Annotated in this window: 13 protein-coding genes; 2 read left to right on the forward strand and 11 right to left on the reverse strand. The window is 59.2% G+C overall.

Annotated elements, in window-relative coordinates; all coding sequences use genetic code 11:
• Positions 1–7: 7 nt before the first annotated feature.
• The 8 genes from glgX to G6L97_RS19515 form a co-directional block, all read right to left on the reverse strand.
• Complete coding sequence (gene glgX, locus G6L97_RS19480) at positions 8–1,963, reverse strand: glycogen debranching protein GlgX (RefSeq protein WP_174003608.1); 1,956 nt, start codon at positions 1,961–1,963, stop codon at positions 8–10.
• Positions 1,964–2,096: 133 nt separating this feature from the next.
• A complete protein-coding gene (locus G6L97_RS19485; RefSeq protein WP_004431805.1) occupies positions 2,097–3,725 on the reverse strand; it encodes an alpha-D-glucose phosphate-specific phosphoglucomutase in 1,629 nt (542 codons plus the stop codon).
• A gap of 4 nt (positions 3,726–3,729) precedes the next feature.
• The gene (glgA, locus tag G6L97_RS19490) at positions 3,730–5,172 is read right to left on the reverse strand and encodes a glycogen synthase GlgA (protein ID WP_004431807.1); all 1,443 of its coding nucleotides are present in this window, start codon (positions 5,170–5,172) and stop codon (positions 3,730–3,732) included.
• Positions 5,173–5,177: 5 nt separating this feature from the next.
• Positions 5,178–6,440 carry a glucose-1-phosphate adenylyltransferase gene (gene glgC, locus G6L97_RS19495; RefSeq protein WP_004431809.1) on the reverse strand — a complete coding sequence of 421 codons (1,263 nt, stop codon included), beginning with the start codon at positions 6,438–6,440 and terminating at the stop codon, positions 5,178–5,180.
• 22 nt (positions 6,441–6,462) lie between these two features.
• On the reverse strand, positions 6,463–8,670 hold the full coding sequence (gene glgB / locus G6L97_RS19500) for a 1,4-alpha-glucan branching protein GlgB (RefSeq protein ID WP_004431812.1): 2,208 nt from the start codon (positions 8,668–8,670) through the stop codon (positions 6,463–6,465).
• Positions 8,670–11,132 (reverse strand): glycogen/starch/alpha-glucan phosphorylase, encoded by a 2,463-nt coding sequence (locus G6L97_RS19505; protein WP_004431815.1) that lies wholly within the window; start codon positions 11,130–11,132, stop codon positions 8,670–8,672. The genes glgB and G6L97_RS19505 overlap by 1 nt, the downstream gene beginning before the upstream one ends.
• A gap of 442 nt (positions 11,133–11,574) precedes the next feature.
• Positions 11,575–12,345 carry a class II glutamine amidotransferase gene (locus G6L97_RS19510; protein ID WP_004431819.1) on the reverse strand — a complete coding sequence of 257 codons (771 nt, stop codon included), beginning with the start codon at positions 12,343–12,345 and terminating at the stop codon, positions 11,575–11,577.
• Complete coding sequence (locus G6L97_RS19515) at positions 12,346–13,059, reverse strand: aspartate/glutamate racemase family protein (RefSeq protein WP_004431822.1); 714 nt, start codon at positions 13,057–13,059, stop codon at positions 12,346–12,348. It lies immediately after the preceding gene.
• Positions 13,060–13,227: 168 nt separating this feature from the next.
• On the opposite strand from G6L97_RS19515, the gene G6L97_RS19520 reads away from it, so the two are divergent.
• Positions 13,228–13,689, forward strand: a complete 462-nt coding sequence (locus G6L97_RS19520; protein WP_003498392.1) for an Lrp/AsnC family transcriptional regulator — start codon at positions 13,228–13,230, stop codon at positions 13,687–13,689.
• A gap of 20 nt (positions 13,690–13,709) precedes the next feature.
• On the opposite strand, the gene G6L97_RS19525 is transcribed toward G6L97_RS19520, so the two are convergent.
• The 3 genes from G6L97_RS19525 to G6L97_RS19535 all read right to left on the reverse strand — a co-directional run bounded on the left by G6L97_RS19525 (position 13,710) and on the right by G6L97_RS19535 (position 16,558).
• Positions 13,710–14,693, reverse strand: a complete 984-nt coding sequence (locus G6L97_RS19525; protein ID WP_127966396.1) for an aldose 1-epimerase — start codon at positions 14,691–14,693, stop codon at positions 13,710–13,712.
• Positions 14,694–14,865: 172 nt separating this feature from the next.
• Complete coding sequence (locus tag G6L97_RS19530) at positions 14,866–15,759, reverse strand: NAD(P)-dependent oxidoreductase (RefSeq protein WP_127966417.1); 894 nt, start codon at positions 15,757–15,759, stop codon at positions 14,866–14,868.
• A 43-nt stretch (positions 15,760–15,802) separates the two neighbouring features.
• Positions 15,803–16,558 carry an SDR family oxidoreductase gene (locus tag G6L97_RS19535; protein ID WP_025595224.1) on the reverse strand — a complete coding sequence of 252 codons (756 nt, stop codon included), beginning with the start codon at positions 16,556–16,558 and terminating at the stop codon, positions 15,803–15,805.
• 220 nt (positions 16,559–16,778) lie between these two features.
• Here G6L97_RS19535 and G6L97_RS19540 point away from each other — a divergent pair, with 220 nt between their 5' ends.
• Positions 16,779–17,810: an L-idonate 5-dehydrogenase gene (locus tag G6L97_RS19540; RefSeq protein WP_127966395.1), complete on the forward strand. Its 1,032-nt coding sequence runs from the start codon at positions 16,779–16,781 to the stop codon at positions 17,808–17,810.
• The last annotated feature ends 11 nt before the right edge of the window (positions 17,811–17,821 follow it).

Raw genomic sequence — 17,821 nt, forward strand, 5'->3', positions numbered from 1 at the left:
CAAGCGATCAACCGCGCAGATAAAACACCACCGAGCGGGCAGGCAGGAAGGCCGGATTGCCGAAATCCGTGCCCATCGCTTGCCAGTCGTCGCCCGGCAGGGTGAAGGGCACGATCTCATGGCTGCGGTTGATGAGCACGGCAAGCTCCGCGTCGTTTTCGGTCTCGTGGTCCGGCGTGGCAAGCACCATGGCGAAAGCCGGCATGTCCGGCCTTTCCCATTCCGCGACCGTCATCGGTTCTCCGCCGGGGGCAAGCCATGCCACATCGCCGTTGCCGGAGAAAAACTCGGTTTGCGAAAACACGCCGAAGCGTTTGCGAAGTGCGGCAAGAAATGCGGTGTGGTCAGTCAGCTCCTGGGAGAGCGACGACCAGTCGACCCACGTTATCTCGTTGTCCTGGCAATAGGCATTGTTATTGCCATACTGGCTGCGGCCACCCTCATCGCCGGCGGTCAGCATCAACGTGCCGCGACTGACGAAGAGCGTGGAAAGCAGCGCTTTCACATCCGCGTGGCGGGCGGCCACGACGGCAGGATCGTCCGTCAATCCCTCCAAACCATTGTTCCAAGAATGATTTTCATTATGCCCGTCGCGATTGTTCTCGCCGTTTTTCTCATTGTGCTTGTGTTCGTGGCTGACGAGATCGAACAGGGTGAAACCGTCATGGGCGGCAAGGAAATTGACGCTGCGGCTTTTCGAACGTCCATGGCGGGAAAAGATCGGCGAAGAGCCGGAAAGCGCATTGGCCAGCGCCCCGGTCGTTCCCGCATCGCCGCGCCAGAACCGGCGCATGTCGTCGCGGGCGCGGTCGTTCCATTCCAGAAAGCTCTCCGGAAAATTGCCGAGCTGATAGCCGCCGGGGCCGATATCCCATGGTTCGGCGATCAGCACGCGGTCGTATAGTACCGGGTCAGAGTGCATGGCGGCAAGCGTTTCGCTGGCCATGTCGAAGCCACTAGCCGTTCGTCCCAATATGGGCGCGAGATCGAAACGGAAGCCATCGATACCGGCATTGAGAACGAAATGCCTCAGGGAATCGATAATGAGCTGGCGCACATAGGGATGATCGCAGGCCACCGTGTTGCCGGTGCCGGTGTCATTGACCAGCACGCCCGGCTTTCCTTCCGGGTGACGGAAAGCGGTGAGATTGTCCAGTCCGCGCAAAGACAGGATGGAGCCTTCGCTGTCGCTTTCACCCGTATGGTTGAAGACCAGATCGAGAATGACGCCAATGCCTTGCGCGTGCAGGGCTGCAACCGTGTCGCGCAGCTCCCGCACTCCGCCGGGGCAGAGGCGCGGATCGAGCGCCATGAAGCCGACGGGATTGTATCCCCATGCATTGGAAAGGCCAAGCGGCGGCAGGTGGCGCTCGTCGATCCAGGCGGTGATCGGCATCAGCTCCACCGCATCGACACCGATTTTTTTCAAATGCGCGATAATGGCAGGATGAGCCAGCGCTGCCACCGTGCCTCTCAGCTCTTCCGGCACGGCAGGATGCAATTTGGTGAAGGATTTAACCGCGAGTTCGTAAATCAGCCCGCCTTCGGCAAAGCGTGGCGGCTGGCGCCTGACCTGCTCATATTGCGACAGGATCGCCTTTGGCATGATCGCGCCCGTGTCTTCGCCATAGGCCAAAAGCGCGGCATCATGCCGGAATGGCCGGTCTATCTCCGTGGCATAGGGGTCGAGCAGCAGTTTTGCGGGGTCGAACCACAAGCCATGTTCGGGGGCATAAATGCCGTCGGCGCGGTAGCCATATCGCGCACCGGGGCCGGTCTCGGCAACTGTCAGCCGGTGAATGTCATTCTCATCGCGCCTCATTGGCAAACGCGCCGTCTCTTTTTCGCCCGTCGCATCAAAAAGGCAAAGGTCGATTTGTGAGGCGTGCCGGGAATAGACCGCAAATTCCGTTCCGTTTTCCGTCTGGGTTATGCCTTTGGGGAAAACGGCTGGTTTCTGCATGGTCTCTCTCTCCGGAAGATGATGATATCGAGTCTGGCGGGGAGGTTAGTCAGTAACCTCAGGCGGCCTCATGGCCGCCTGCCAAGTTTTTCGCTATGCCCGTTGCCGGAAACGGTGCGTGCAATGCAAAACCTTACGTGATGACGGTCGGTTCGTTGCGGCCGGTATGGGCCTTGATGCCGGCGATCGTATCGGCAACGGAAATAAGGTCGGCAAGCGCCGCCTGCGTTTCGATGCCGTGACGGGCCGCATCCGGCTCATAGCGCTCGACGTAAAGTCTGAGCGTTGCGCCCGCAGTGCCCGTGCCGGAAAGGCGCAGCACGATGCGCGAACCACCTTCGAACAGGATGCGGATACCCTGGTTCTTGCTGACGGACTGGTCGACCGGGTCGAGATAGGCGAAATCATCAGCAGCTGCGACCTTAAGATTGCCGTAGCTGGTGCCGGGAAGTGTTGCGAGTTTTTCGCGCAGGATGGCCACCAGAGTGTTTGCTGCGTCCGAATCCACTTCCTCATAATCGTGGCGGGAATAATAGTTGCGCCCATATTCGGCCCAGTGCTTGGTAACGATGTCCTTCACGCTTTCCTTGCGGGCGGCGACAATGTTCAGCCAGTAGAGCACGGCCCACAGGCCATCCTTTTCGCGCACGTGGTTGGAGCCGGTGCCGAAGCTTTCCTCACCGCAGATTGTAACCTTGCCGGCATCCATGAGGTTGCCGAAAAATTTCCAGCCGGTTGGCGTCTCGTACATGCCAAGCCCAAGCTTTTCGGCGACGCGGTCGGCTGCGGCACTTGTCGGCATGGAACGGGCGATGCCGGAAATGCCGGCGGCATAACCGGGCGCGAGCCGCGCATTGGCGGCGATGATCGCCAGGCTGTCGGACGGGGTGACAAACATGCCCTTGCCGACCACCATGTTGCGGTCGCCGTCGCCATCCGACGCCGCGCCGAAATCGGGACCTTCCGGGCTCATGACATCGTCATAAAGCTCCTTGGCGTGCACCAGGTTGGGGTCGGGATGGTGGCCGCCGAAATCGGGCAGAGGCGTTGCGTTGCGGACGGAGCCCTTCGGCGCGCCGAGACGCTTTTCGATGATTTCCACGGCATAGGGGCCGGTGACGGCACTCATGGAATCGACGACAACCTTGAAGCCGCCGGCAATCAGGGCGCGAATGGCGGCAAAATCGAACAGTTCTTCCATCAAAGCGGCATAATCGGCGACCGGATCGATGACGTCGACCGTCAGTTCATCCACCTTGAAGCTGCCCACCTTGTCGAGATCGACGTCGGCAGCGTCGGAAATCTTGTAGCTGTCGATGACCTTCGAGCGGGCATAGATCGCGTCGGTGATCTTCTCCGGCGCTGGGCCGCCATTGCCGATATTGTATTTGATGCCGAAATCTTCGGTCGGGCCACCAGGATTATGGCTGGCGGAAAGCACGATGCCGCCGAAGGCTTTGTATTTGCGGATGATATTGGAGGCGGCGGGGGTGGAGAGAATGCCGCCCTGACCGACCAGCACCTTGCCGAAACCGGCGGCGGCCGCCATCTTGATCGCCTTCTGGATGACTTCGCGGTTGTAATAACGGCCATCGCCGCCGATCACCAGCGTCTGGCCCTGAAAGCCCTCAAGCGAGTCGAAGATCGACTGGATGAAGTTTTCGGCATAATTTTCCTGGGCGAAGACGGGCACCTTCTTGCGCAGGCCGGATGTGCCCGGCTTCTGATCCTGAAAGGGTGTCGTCTGAACGGTCTTGATCATTGTTTCAATGGCCTCTCGAAATAAGCTGGCTGTAAAGCGCGGCGTAGAGCGCAGCGCTTTTTTCCCAGGAAACATCGGATTTCATGCCGAGTTTCTGCATTTGTGTCCAAAGTTTCGGGTCGTGATAATAACGCACGGTCCGGCGGATCGCCTGTTTCAGACCGTCGAGCGTGACGGGTGAGAATTGTACACCGGTCGCCGATTTATTGGCGATGGCGGCATGGTTGGCGTCGATCACCGTATCGGCAAGGCCGCCGGTTCGGGCAACCACGGGAACGCAGCCATAACGCAGCGCGTAAAGCTGGGTGAGGCCGCAGGGCTCGAAGCGTGAGGGGATGATGATCGCATCGCAACCCGCCTGCATCAGATGCGATAGCGGCTCATTATAACCGATGGCGACACCGACGCGGCCATGGTGGCGGGATGCCGCCGCCAGTAGCGCGCCTTCCAATGCCACATCGCCGGCGCCCAGCACAACCAGACGGCCGCCGAGGGAAACGATCTCGTCCACGGCTTCCGCCATCAGATCGATGCCCTTCTGCCAGGTGAGGCGGGATATGACGCAGAAAAGCGGGCTGTCATCCTGGTCGATGCGGAAATGTTCTGCGACGGCCTTCTTGTTCAGCGCGCGGTTCTTGAGATTGGTGGCGGAATAGTTGTCGTGGATCAGATGGTCGGTGGCCGGGTTCCAGACATCGGCGTCAATGCCGTTGACGATACCGTGCAGCACATGGGCGCGGCTGCCGATCACCCCTTGCAGCCCCATGCCGAATTCCGCGGTCAGGATTTCTTCCGCATAGGATGGGCTGACCGTGCTGAGCGCGGTTGCCGTCTGCAAGCCGCCCTTGAGGAAGCTGACATCGTTATAATATTCGATGCCTTCCATGCCGAAGGCGTGGGCGGGCAATTCGAGCTTGCTGAAGATGTTGGCCCCGAACTGACCCTGAAAAGCAATGTTGTGGATGGTGAGAAGGCTCGGAATCTCCGGCGTTTCGGCATAACGCATATAGACCGGGGTCATCGCTGCCTGCCAGTCATGGGCGTGCACCATATCCGGCCGCCAGCCGGGAAGCACACCGGCGCCGATTCGTGCCGCTGCCAGCGAGAGCGCCGCAAAGCGCTTCCAGTTATCAGGATAATCCTTGCCGGTCTGGCCGAGATAGGGGCCGCCGGAACGCTCGTAATAGGCGGGCGCGTCAAGGATCAGAAGGTCTAGCCCCTCATGTTGGACTTCGAGCAGATCGGCCTTTTCGCCAAGCAGATCGGTGAACTCAAAACATTTGACGGGGTCCGTCACGGCGGCTTTCACCGCCGGATATCCGGGTATCAATGTGCGCGTTCTCACGCCATAGGCTTCGAGCGCGATGGGGAGGGCGCCGGTAACGTCGGCGAGCCCTCCGGTCTTGATCAGGGGATAAATTTCGGATGAAACCGAAAGGACATTCATGGGCTCTACAGGTCCAGCTTGTCGATCATCGATTGGGTGATAAGGCAAATGCCGTTTTCCGTGCGCCGGAAACGTTTGGCATCCAGTTCGGGGTCTTCTCCTACAATCAGTCCTTCCGGAATGACCACTCCATGGTCGATGACGACGTTGCTGAGCTGGGCGTGGCGCCCGATCTTTACACTCGGCAGTACTACGGCATTCTCAAGGCGGGAGTATGAATTGGCGCGCACGCCTGTGAACAGAAGGCTACGGTTGAGGGCGGCGCCGGAAATGATGCAATCGCCTGACACAACCGACGACACGGCAGAACCGCGGCGGTCCTCATCGTCATGCACGAATTTCGCCGGCGGAGTGATTTCCGCATAGGTCCAGATCGGCCAGGACTTGTCATAGATATCGAGGTCAGGCACCACATCCGTCAGGTCGATATTGGCCTGCCAATAGGCATCGATGGTTCCGACATCGCGCCAGTATGGTCCGTGCTCGAAATCCGAACGCACGCAGGAGTCCGCGAAACGGTGGGCGACGGCTTTGCCGTGCTGGACAATATAGGGAATGATGTCCTTGCCGAAGTCGCGGCTGGAGGTTGGGTCGGCGGCATCGCGACGCAGCGCTTCCATCAGGAATTTCGTATGGAAGACGTAGATCCCCATCGAGGCAAGCGCGAAATTCTCATTGCCGGGAATGCCGGGCGGATCGGCCGGCTTTTCGATGAAGTCGATGATCTCGTCTTTTTCGTTCACATGCATCACGCCGAAGCCCGACGCTTCCTTGCGTGGCACTTCAAGGCAACCGATCGTTACATCCGCGCCGGAATCGACATGCTGTTGCAGCATGTATTCGTAGTCCATCTTGTAAATATGGTCGCCGGCCAGAATGACCATATATTCGGGCGCATAGGGCTCGATAATGTCGATGTTCTGGTAAACGGCGTCGGCGGTGCCTTCGTACCATTGCGTTTCGGACACGCGCTGCGAGGCCGGCAGAATGTCAAAGCTTTCGTTACGCTCTGGACGGAAGAAGTCCCAGCCGCGTTGCAGGTGGCGGATGAGGGAGTGAGCCTTGTATTGCGTGGCGACGCCGATGCGGCGAATGCCGGAATTCAGCGCGTTCGAAAGTGCAAAATCGATGATGCGGGCCTTACCGCCAAAATAAACCGCTGGTTTTGCCCGGCGGTCCGTCAATTCCTTCAAACGGCTTCCTCTACCGCCCGCGAGAACATAGGCCATTGCATCACGCGCCAGGGGCTGAACTCTTTTTTCCGACATGGTTGTCCTCCCGTTCTGTCTGTCAGTTTTCCGGTTCGAGCATGATCGTTGCCAAGGGCGGCAGGACGAGCATCGCCCCTATCTCCCCACCGGCATTGACCGCCTGAACGCGTCCGCCATTTCCCTTGCCGCTGCCGCCATAAATTTCGGCATCGGTGTTGAGAATCTCCCGCCACCGCCCCGCAACAGGAAGCGGCACATAATAGTTTTCCCGGTAGACCGGGGTCAGATTGCAGATAACCGCAACCGGTTTTTCGCCGGGCGCCGAGCGCAGCCAGGCGAAGACCGAGTTTTCGTGATCATCGACCACCAGCCACTGGAAACCTTCGGGTTCGCAGTCACGGGCGTGCAGAGCGGCTTTCGAACGGTAGGTGAGGTTGAGATCGCGCACGAGGCGGCGCATACCCTCATGCATCGGATATTGGCGAAGGTTCCAGTCGAGCGATCCCTTTTCGCTCCATTCGCTCCACTGGGCGAACTCCTGCCCCATGAACAGCAGCTTCTTGCCGGGATAACCCCACATGAAGCCGTAATAGGACCGGAGATTGGCAAATTTCTGCCAGTCGTCGCCGGACATCTTGGCGATCAACGATCCCTTGCCGTGCACTACTTCGTCATGGGAAAGCGGCAGCACGAAATTTTCGGTGAAGGCATAAAGAAGGCCGAATGTCAGTTCCTGATGGTGGAACTTGCGGTGCACCGGCTCACGTGAGAAATAGCTCAGCGTGTCGTGCATGAAACCCATATTCCATTTGAAGCCGAAACCGAGGCCGCCCTCGTGAACCGGCTGCGACACTTTCGGCCAGGAGGTAGATTCTTCAGCAATGGTCATGACGCCCGGATGGGTGCCGTAGACGAGCGAGTTCATTTTCTGCAGGAAGCGGACGGATTCCAGGTTCTCGCGCCCGCCATATTCGTTGGGGATCCACTCGCCTTCCTTGCGGGAATAATCGAGATAGAGCATCGAGGCGACGGCATCGACGCGCAATCCATCGAGATGGAATTTTTCGGCCCAATAAAGCGCGTTGTTGACGAGGTAGGACAATACCTCGATGCGCCCGAAATTGTAGATGGCCGTGTTCCAGTCGGGATGAAAACCCTGACGCGGGTCGGCATGTTCGTAAAGCGCTGTCCCGTCAAACAGGCCCAGGCCGTGCTCGTCGGTTGGAAAATGCGCAGGAACCCAGTCGAGGATCACGCCGATGCCGACCTTGTGGGCGCCGTTGACGAAGCGGGCGAAACCTTCCGGATCGCCGAAACGGGCGGTCGGGGCATAAAGCCCGGTCGTCTGGTAACCCCAGGACGGATCGTAGGGATGTTCGGTGATCGGCAGAAACTCGATATGGGTGAAGCCCATATCCGTGCAATAGGGAATGAGCTGGGTGGCCATTTCGTCCCAGCTGAGGAAGGTGCCGTCCTCGCGACGCCGCCAGGAACCGGCGTGCACCTCGTAAATGCTGATCGGCTGCCGGCGCTGGTCCACTTGCGCCCAATGTTCCCGGTGGGCCTGATCTTCCCATTTCTGCGCCAGTTCTGGTGCGGTGACGGAGGCGTTCTTCGGCCGCAGTTCACCACGCCGTGCATAGGGGTCGGCCTTCAGCGGCATAAGCTCGCCGTTTGCGCCGAGAATCTCGAATTTATAGGCGCAGCCGGCATAGACGTCAGGTGCGAAAATTTCCCAGATGCCGGTATCCTTGCGGAAGCGCATCACATGTCGTCGGCCATCCCAATTGTTGAAATCGCCGACGACGGAGACGCGCCGCGCATTGGGAGCCCAGACGGCGAAGTGGAAACCTTCGACGCCTTCAAGCTTGAGCGGATGAGCGCCCATCTTGTCGAACAGTCGCAGATGCGATCCCTCGCGGACGAAATAATCGTCCATCGGTCCAAGAACCGGACCAAAGCTGTAGGGGTCGGTCACTGCCCATTCCGCATCGTCGCGACAGGCGCGATAACGCACCGGCTGACGCGAGGTGAGATCGACCGGGCCTTCGAAAAAACCCTCCGGATCGAGCTGCTTCAGTTCGCCGACGAAAGATCCGTCCAGTGTGAGGACAGATACTTCTTCAGCCCCCGGAATGAAACACCGTGCAGAAAAACCTCCCGGCGTTTCGTGAACGCCGAGAAGTGCAAAGGGGTTGGAATGCAAACCGCTCTTGATCGCCTCGATTTCAGCCTTCGTGATTTCGCCAGTCTTTTTCTCTTCGGCCGAATTGAGCGGTTTTTTCATCAGGCTCTCCAGATATCGGCGGCGTATTGCCGGATCGTCCTGTCGGACGAGAACCAGCCCATACGCGCCGTGTTACGGACTGTTTTCGCATACCAGCTTTCCGGATCGCTCCAGATCGCATCCACCTTGCGCTGCGCTTCGGCGTAGGCGTCGAAGTCGGCCGCGACCATGAACCAGTCGCTGTTGTAAATGCCGTCGATCAGCCCGGCAAAGCGGGAGCGGTCGTCGGGTGAGAATACGCCGGAGGCGATGGATGACAGCGCCTGCGACAGTTCCACCGACTGTTCAATAATCGCGCGGGGGTTGTGGCCCTCGGCGCGCGCTTTCGACACCTCTTCCGCCGTCATGCCGAAGATGACGATGTTATCCTCGCCGACATGTTCGAGCATTTCGACGTTCGCACCATCCAGCGTGCCGATGGTGAGCGCGCCGTTCAGCGCAAACTTCATGTTGCCGGTGCCCGAGGCTTCCATGCCAGCCGTCGAGATCTGTTCGGACAGATCGGCGGCCGGAACCATGATTTCCGCAAGCGAGACGTTGTAGTTCGGAATAAACACCACTTTCAGAAGCCCGCGCACGGCCGGATCGTTGTTGATGACCCGGGCAATATCGTTGGCAAGTTTTATGATCAGCTTCGCGTTGTGATAACTCGGCGCTGCCTTGCCTGCGAAGAACTTAACGCGCGGTACCCAATCCAGTTCCGGGTGAGAACGGATCTGGTCGTAAAGCGCCACCGTTTCGATAAGGTTCAGAAGCTGGCGCTTATATTCATGGATGCGCTTGATCTGGATGTCGAACATGGCCGAGGGATCGACACGGATGCCCATGCGTTGCGCCACCGTATTGGCAAGCCGCACCTTGTTCAGACGCTTCACTTCGGCAAATTTTTCGCGGAAACCGGCATCGTCGGCGAAGCGGTCGAGCGCTGTCAGCTTTTCCGCATCGTCGAGGAAATCGTCGCCGATCGCTTCCCGGATCAATCCGGTCAGGCCGGGGTTGCACTGCATCAGCCAGCGGCGCGGGGTGATGCCGTTGGTCTTGTTGTTGATGCGCTCGGGATAAAGGCTGTGCAGGTCGGCAAAGACCGTTTCCTTCATCAGTTCGGTATGAAGTGCCGAGACACCGTTGATGGAATGCGAGCCGATGAAGGCGAGATTGCCCATGCGCACGCGCCGCTCACCGTTTTCGTCGATCAGCGAGATGGACCGGATCTGCTGATCCGGCATCTTCTTTTCCTTGCGGGCGTATACCAGCGTATTGGCATTGATCGCATAGACGATCTGCATGTGCCTCGGCAAAAGCCGCTCGAGCAGCGGGACGGGCCAGCTTTCCAGCGCTTCGGGCAAAAGCGTGTGGTTGGTGTAGGAGAAGGTGCCCTGCGTGATCTTCCAGGCTTCGTCGAATTCAAGGCCGTGGACATCGCATAGCAGGCGCATCATTTCGCAGATGGAAATGGCCGGATGCGTGTCGTTGAGCTGGATCGAAACCTTGTCGGGCAGCGAGGTGAAATCCGGATATTGCTGCAGGTGACGGCGCAGAATGTCCTGCAGGGAGGCGGAGGAGAAGAAAAACTCCTGCCGCAGACGCAATTCCTGGCCGGCCGGGGTCGCATCGGCGGGGTAGAGAACGCGCGTCAGGCTTTCGGCCTTGTTGCTTTCCCGCAGCGCGCCGATGTGGTCGCCGGCATTGAAGGCGGCAAGCAGAATGGGGTCGATAGGCTGCGCCGACCATAGGCGCAAGGTGTTGACGCGGGTGCCGCGCCAGCCGACGACAGGCGTGTCGTAAGCCATGGCAATGACGCGTTCGGCCGGTTTCCAGACGAAGCGCTGCGGCTCCTCATATCCACCGATGGTTTCCACCGATCCGCCAAAGCCGATTTCATACGAGCTTTCGCGACGTTCGAATTCCCAGGGATTGCCGTGCGCCAGCCACGTCTCCGGCAATTCCACCTGCCATCCGTCCGCCATCTGCTGGCGGAAAAGGCCGTGCACATAACGGATGCCGTAGCCATAGGCGGGAATATCGACGGTTGCCATCGATTCCATGAAACAGGCAGCGAGACGGCCAAGGCCGCCATTGCCAAGTGCCGCATCCGGTTCCAGTCCGGCAATGACATCGAGATCGACGCCGAGCGAAGAAAGCGCGTCCCTGATTTCGTGCATCAGCCCGATATTGGAGATCGCATCGCGCATCAGGCGACCGATCAGAAACTCGAGCGACAGGTAATAAACGCGCTTGGAATTGTTGGCATAGGCCTTGCGGGTGGAGGCCATCCACTTGTCGATGATGCGGTCACGGACGACGAGAATGGTCGCGGTCAGCCAGTCATGCGGCTTGGCAACTTTTACGTCCTTGCCGATACGGTAGGTGAGGCGCTCGATGATTTCCGCTGCCATGATTTCCGGGTTGGAACTGCGCGGGGCGGGACGGGGAAGATCGGCGGCGTTTAGATTATTGATCATTGGTCGGTCAGCACCTTGGTGGGAGGAGAGGGTCTGATGAGGTCGATCCGGTTTGCCTTTACTGACGCCAGTTTATGCATCGATATGGAGGCGTGGCAACAGCATTTTTTGTGGAAATTTGAACAGCTTAGGGTAATGAAAAATAACACTTTTTCTTCAGCGTCCCGAGGATCGCCAAAGGCATTGCCTGCCCATTGTCCGTCATTCATGAACGGGTTTGCATGGTCCTTGCGATGCAGGGCATCGTTCAAGAAAGGGAGAGGGGCTGCAACACTTCTGAAATGGTTCACCGGTCCTGAAATCTGTTTCGGTCTATCGGATCACACACTAGCCTTCGCGGCGGAGATAATTCAATGAAAATAAACACGACGCTGCCGCAGCCGCGCCCACCGGTGGCGGCCAAACTGAAAAAAATGGCCTCGGTCGTCATGAAATGCGACGTTTACGGCAGGGAAAAAGGTTCAGTGGTCATACCGCCAGCGCGGATCGTCACCCGGGTATTTGGCGGCACCGCACACCACGGGGTGCAATCGAAGGAAAAGGGTTCCGAGCTTAGCGCGATGCCCTCTTCAAGCCCGCGCCAGTAAAGCGTTGGCGGCTTGTCGTCGCTTGACCAGCGGAAGGCGTGCAGGCAATCGCCATCCATCAACACGGCGCTGAACCGCAACGCGGAAGAAACACCCGCCGCGATCATCTTTTCCAGGCAGAGGCGCAGCGCGGTGGAAATGGCCCGAACCGGGTCCGCATCAAGGCCGTGGCCGGCGGCAATCAGGAAGATGGCTTCGCTGTCGCCGGTGCCGCGCCGGGCGGAATAAATATCATCGGGTATGAGGGAATCAATGTCGCGCCTGATCTGCTCGTAGCCGCCGATCTGGCCGTTATGCATGAACAGATATTGACCATGCGCAAAGGGGTGGCAATTGGCACGGGATACTTCGCCTGATGTGGCGGAGCGGACGTGGGCCATGAACATGCCCGAGCGGAGCTGGTGGCAAAGGGCGGCCAGATTGGCGTCGGACCAGGCGGGTCTGGTGTCGCGAAAAACGCCGGGCGTTCCGCGCTCGCCATACCAGCCAAGACCGCAACCGTCGCCGTTGACGACGGTTTTAGCTTCCCTTGCGGCCATGGACTGGCTGACCAGCGATGCTTCCGGCTCGATCAGAAGACTGTCGAGCCAGACCGGTTTACCGGAATAGGCAAAAAGGCGGCACATTCATGCAGCTCTGTTCAGGGCCTTGTTTTCGAGCGCGAAGCCGACAGCGGCCTGGGCGTGAATGGCGGTCGAATCGTAGCCCGGCAAAGGCAGGGCATCGGGATCGATCAGCAGGGAAATTTCGGTGCAGCCGAGAATGACGGAATCGACGCCGAGCGCACGGGCTTTCTCGATGACCGACATGTAGCGCTCGCGCGAGCACGACTTGATCTCGCCCTGGCACAATTCGCCAAAAATGATGTCGTGGATGGCGGCCCTGTCTTCCTCATCCGGCACGACCACATCGACGCCGTGGCGGCGCATGCGGTCGGTGTAGAAGCCATGTTCCATCGTGTAGCGTGTGGCGAGCAGAAGCGGCTTGCGGCGTCCATCCGCCTTCAATGCGGTGGCAGTTTCGTCAATGATGTCGATGAGAGTGACGCCCGACATTTTTTCAACGGTTTCCGCAACGAGGTGCATGGTGTTGGTGCAGATCAGCACACAATCGGCACCCGCATTGGCAAGACGCGCACCCGCAGCGCCCAAAAGCGCGCCGGCCTCATCCCAGCGGTTAGCCTTCTGAAGGGCGACAACCTCGGAAAAATCGAGCGAATGCATGACGATATCGGCGGATACGAGCCCACCGCGGCTGTCACGAACGGCCTCGTTGATCATGCGATAATAGGTTGCGGTGGATTCCCAGCTCATGCCGCCGATCAGACCGATCCGTTTCATAGGCGTTCCCTTATAAAAGTTTGATTGATGACAAGAATGCCATTGCCGCGATGAAAACGGCATGCGTTTTTTCAGGGATTTAGAAGGCAGATTGCAAATTCTGGGCGTGCATTATGCTCAGCTCGCAAATTTCTTGCGCCACTACGTTAACTGATGCATTCTTGAGCAATGATTGACGACCGTGACCGCCGAATCCTTGCGATTCTCCAGGAGAATGCAGAAACACCTCTCGCCGATATCGCGGATGAGGTGTCATTATCGCTTTCCGCCTGTTCCCGCCGTATCACGCGTCTGCGTGCGGAAGGATATGTGACCGGCACGATGGCGCTGCTCGACCGGCGGAAAATCAACCTGCCGACCACGGTTTTCCTGCTCGTGAGAACCGGCCTGCATGCGGAGGACTGGCTGGACCGGTTCCATGCCGCCGTCAGCACCATACCGGAGATCGTCGAGGTGCACCGGCTGACCGGCAATTTCGATTATATTCTGAAACTCGTGCTGCCAAATGTCGAATATTACGACACCATCTACAAACAGATCCTCCGGCGGGTCGAGCTTTACGACATGTCCGCCTATATCTCCATGGAGACGGTGAAGCTGTCGTCTTCACTCCCGACGACGCATATCTGATCGCAATATTTGGTCTTTTTTCAGCGCCCGGCTTCAAAACGGAAACCAAAGCGGAAACTTCGGGTCTCACCCGGTTGAAGGGTAATGTCCGCTTCAAGTTGCGGCTGGTTGAAGGCGTTTGTCGGTGTTTCCACAGGTTCGAGCGCGATGGATTTTCGCCTGTCGCGGGCAAGCGTATCGCCGGTAAAGACATGCATGTGGCCGCGCTCCTGCCAAACGGTCAGGCTCGAACCATCGTTCCGGTTTTCGATCCTAGTCTCGTAAAGCCCGTTTGCGGATGGGATCAGATCGGTAAAGCAGACATCCAGCACATGGCCTGCGAGCGGCGCGGCAGAAAGAAACGCTGCATCGTCCCGTTTGAGAATGCCCGTCTCACTGTCGGTGAGTGGTATCAAATTCTCGTCCGTTTCGATCGCTGTTTGCGACGGTAGGGTGAGAAGGAGATCGTCGATGGAGGATATGCCGGGCAGACGGAAATAGGGATGCCAGCCGGCCGCAAAGGGCAAAGGCCGGTCGTCGCCATTGATGCCGCGTATATCGATGGTAACCGCATGGCCGGCAAACCGGTATTCCACCTCGATGGCGAGATGGTAGGGATAGCCCTTGAATTCGGCCGGCAATATCTCGGCACGAAAGACGATAATGTGCGCGTCGTTTTCCTCGAAAGATCGGTCGAGGGCGAAGGGCAGGGCACGGGCAAATCCGTGGAAGACGAGGTCCTCGTGGGCAAGCACCGGCTCGATACGGTGCATCTCCCCGCCAAATTTAAATTGGCCCTGAGGAATGCGATTGGTGAACGGGGCGAGAATGCCGTTTCTCACGCCGTTCTGCGACTGCAATTCCTGAAGCGACGAATAGCCGTCGACAAGGTTTTTTTCATTGCCATCGGCATGTCGTGGCCGCCAGCTCAGAAGGGTCGCGCCCTCATAAGCGATCTCGGCGCTGAAGCCGTTTCCGGAAACGGTCAGGCTGGCAATCCCCGTGCCTGTTGCGGAAGTGGTCATCGGGAAATTGTCCTTCATGCGAGCGTCTGCGGCCGTCGGGCCGATTGCGCCGCCGATTCGCCCGATCATCTTCGCTGCGGAGACATTTCGCAATGGCCATGACGGTGGCACACCTTAATGACCTCGCGTCAGCTCGGCCTCTAAGGTGTTATTGCCCTGGCCATGGCGCAAATCATTCCGTGAAGGTGCGTTTCGCGCCGGTGAAAAATTCCATTAGGGCGGCCTGATCCTCGCCGCCAAGTCCCGCCGCTGTCAGCATGCGGTGCACCTCGGCGCAAACCGCCGTCAGCGGCATGGCCGTGTTGGTGCGTCGAGCCAGATCCTGCGCGCCGTTCAGGTCCTTGACCATATTGTCGATGCGGCCAGTGCGGCGGTAATCCTTCGCCACGTAACGTGGCATATATTCCTGAAGGATTGCGCTGTCGGCGCGGCCGCCTTTCAGCGCCTGCGGAATTTTGGCGGCATCGACGCCGGCATCCAGCGCAAGCTGCGTTGCTTCCGCTACGGCAAGGAAGTTCAGCCCGCAAAGAACCTGATTGATGAGCTTCGTCGTCTGGCCTGCGCCGCTTGGACCCATATGGGTGTAGTTGCTGGCCACGTGCCGCAGCACGCGATGGGCATCGGCCACATCCTTTTCGGTGCCGCCGGCCATCAGGGTCAGTTGCCCGACGAGTGCCTTCGGCGCGCCGCCGGAAAGCGGGCTGTCCACCCAGCGCAGCCCTTTTTCAGCCGCATCCGCCGCCAGTTCTTTTGTCGCTTCCGGATCGATGGAGGACATGTCGATGATCAGCGTGCCGGGCCTGGCCCCCGCCGCCACGCCATCTTTGCCGAAAACGGCGGCGCGGACGATTTTCGGCGAATTGAGGCTGAGGATCACGACATCGGAGAGCGAAGCCGCTTGCGCCGCCGTCTCGGCGCTATGCGCACCAAGTCTGGTCAAAGCCGCCACCTTTTCCGCGTCCAGATCGAAAACCGTCAGGTGATTGCCGGTCTCGATCAGCCGCGTACCGATCGCGCCGCCCATCGCGCCAGCGCCGATGAGGGCGATTTTGTTCTTCTCGGTCATGGTGCTCACGGTCTCCTCCCAAAGCGTCGTGGTTACGGCTTCTTCAAAGCGAGGCGGTAATGCCGCCGTCGACGTAAAGAATATGTCCGTTCACGAAAGACGAGGCATCGGACGACAGGAAAATGCAGGCGCCGACAAGCTCTTCGACCTTGCCCCAGCGGCCGGCCGGCGTGCGTTTTTCAAGCCATGCTGAAAACGTCTCGTCTGCCACCAGGGCCGCGTTGAGCGGCGTGTCGAAATAGCCCGGCGCAATGGCGTTGCACTGCAGGCCATATTTCGCCCAGTCCGTCGCCATGCCCTTCGTCAGATTGCCGACGGCGCCCTTGGTGGCGGTGTACGGCGCGATACCGGGGCGGGCAAGAGCGGTCTGGACGCTGGCGATGTTGATGATCTTGCCACGTCCACGGCTGATCATATGACGCGCGACGGCTTGCCCTGCGTGGAACACCGAGGCGATGTTTGTCTGTAACAGGCGCTCGAAGGCGTCGGCCGGAAAATCCTCCAGCGGTGTGCGGTGCTGCATGCCGGCATTGTTGACCAGAATATCGATGGGGCCGACTTCCGCCTCGAAACCGTCGATGGCCTTGCGCACCGCATCATGATCGGTGGCATCGAAGGCGAGCGTCTTGGCACCCTTGATGCCTGCGGCGGCTGCTTTCAGCTTTGCCTCGTCGCGGCCGTTCAGCACCACTTCGGCTCCCGCCTCCACCAGGCCCTGCGCCAGCGCAAAGCCGATGCCCTGCGACGAGCCGGTGATCAGGGCGCGGCGGCCGGAAAGATCGAACAAATTAAGGCCCACTGTTTCCTCCAGTCTCTCGACATTGCTTTCATGCCGGTTTATGTTATCGATAACATTCATCCCTTTCAGACGTGGATGTCAAGGCTTAAACGCCTGTTTCCGGTACGCAACATGCGCGCGGGGAGGCTGCAGGGCGGCGGAGACGCGGCCGGCGGCAATGATTGGGATAGGGATTATTTTGTTGCGCCGTTTAAGGCGCGATATCGAACGGGAGATATTTATGAGAGCGATTGTCGCCCACGGGGCAAAGGATGTGCGCATCGAGGAGCGGCCGGAGGAGGCGCCGGGGGCAGGAGAAGTGCGTCTTCGTCTGGCTCGGGGCGGGATTTGCGGCAGCGATCTTCACTATTACAATCACGGCGGTTTCGGCGCGGTACGGCTTCGCGAACCAATGGTGCTGGGACATGAGGTCTCCGCCATTGTTGAGGAGCTGGGCGAGGGCGTCGAGGGGCTGAAGGTTGGCGGTTTGGTCGCGGTTTCGCCGTCCCGTCCGTGCAGGACCTGCCGCTTTTGCCAGGAAGGCCTGCACAATCAGTGCCTCAACATGCGCTTTTATGGCAGCGCCATGCCGTTTCCGCATATTCAGGGCGCTTTCCGCGAGGTTCTCATCGCGGATGCCCTGCAATGCGTTCCGGCCGACGGTTTGAGTGCCGGTGAGGCAGCTATGGCGGAACCGCTGGCGGTAACACTCCATGCTACCCGCCGCGCCGGCGATTTGCTCGGAAAACGCGTGCTCGTCACCGGCTGCGGCCCCATCGGCATTCTCTGCATCCTGTCTGCCCGCCGTGCCGGTGCCGCTGAAATCGTCGCGACCGATCTTTCGGACTTCACGCTTGCCAAGGCGCGGGAAGCTGGCGCGGACCGCGTCATAAACAGCAAGGATGAGCCTGATGCGCTGGCGGCGTACGGCGCGAACAAGGGAACCTTCGACGTTCTCTATGAATGCTCCGGTGCCGCCGTTGCACTTGCGGGCGGGATTACGGCGTTGCGTCCGCGCGGCATCATCGTCCAGCTTGGCCTTGGTGGCGATATGAGCCTGCCGATGATGGCGATTACTGCCAAGGAACTCGATCTGCGCGGCTCTTTCCGGTTCCACGAGGAATTCGCGACGGGCGTCGAACTGATGCGCAAAGGCCTGATCGACGTCAAGCCGTTCATCACCCAGACGGTGGACCTCGATGACGCCATCTCGGCCTTCGAATTTGCCTCCGACCGCAGCCGCGCCATGAAGGTGCAGATCGCTTTTTCGTAAGCGCCTATTGC

This window comes from Agrobacterium tumefaciens (genome assembly GCF_013318015.2).
Lineage (GTDB): Bacteria > Pseudomonadota > Alphaproteobacteria > Rhizobiales > Rhizobiaceae > Agrobacterium > Agrobacterium tumefaciens.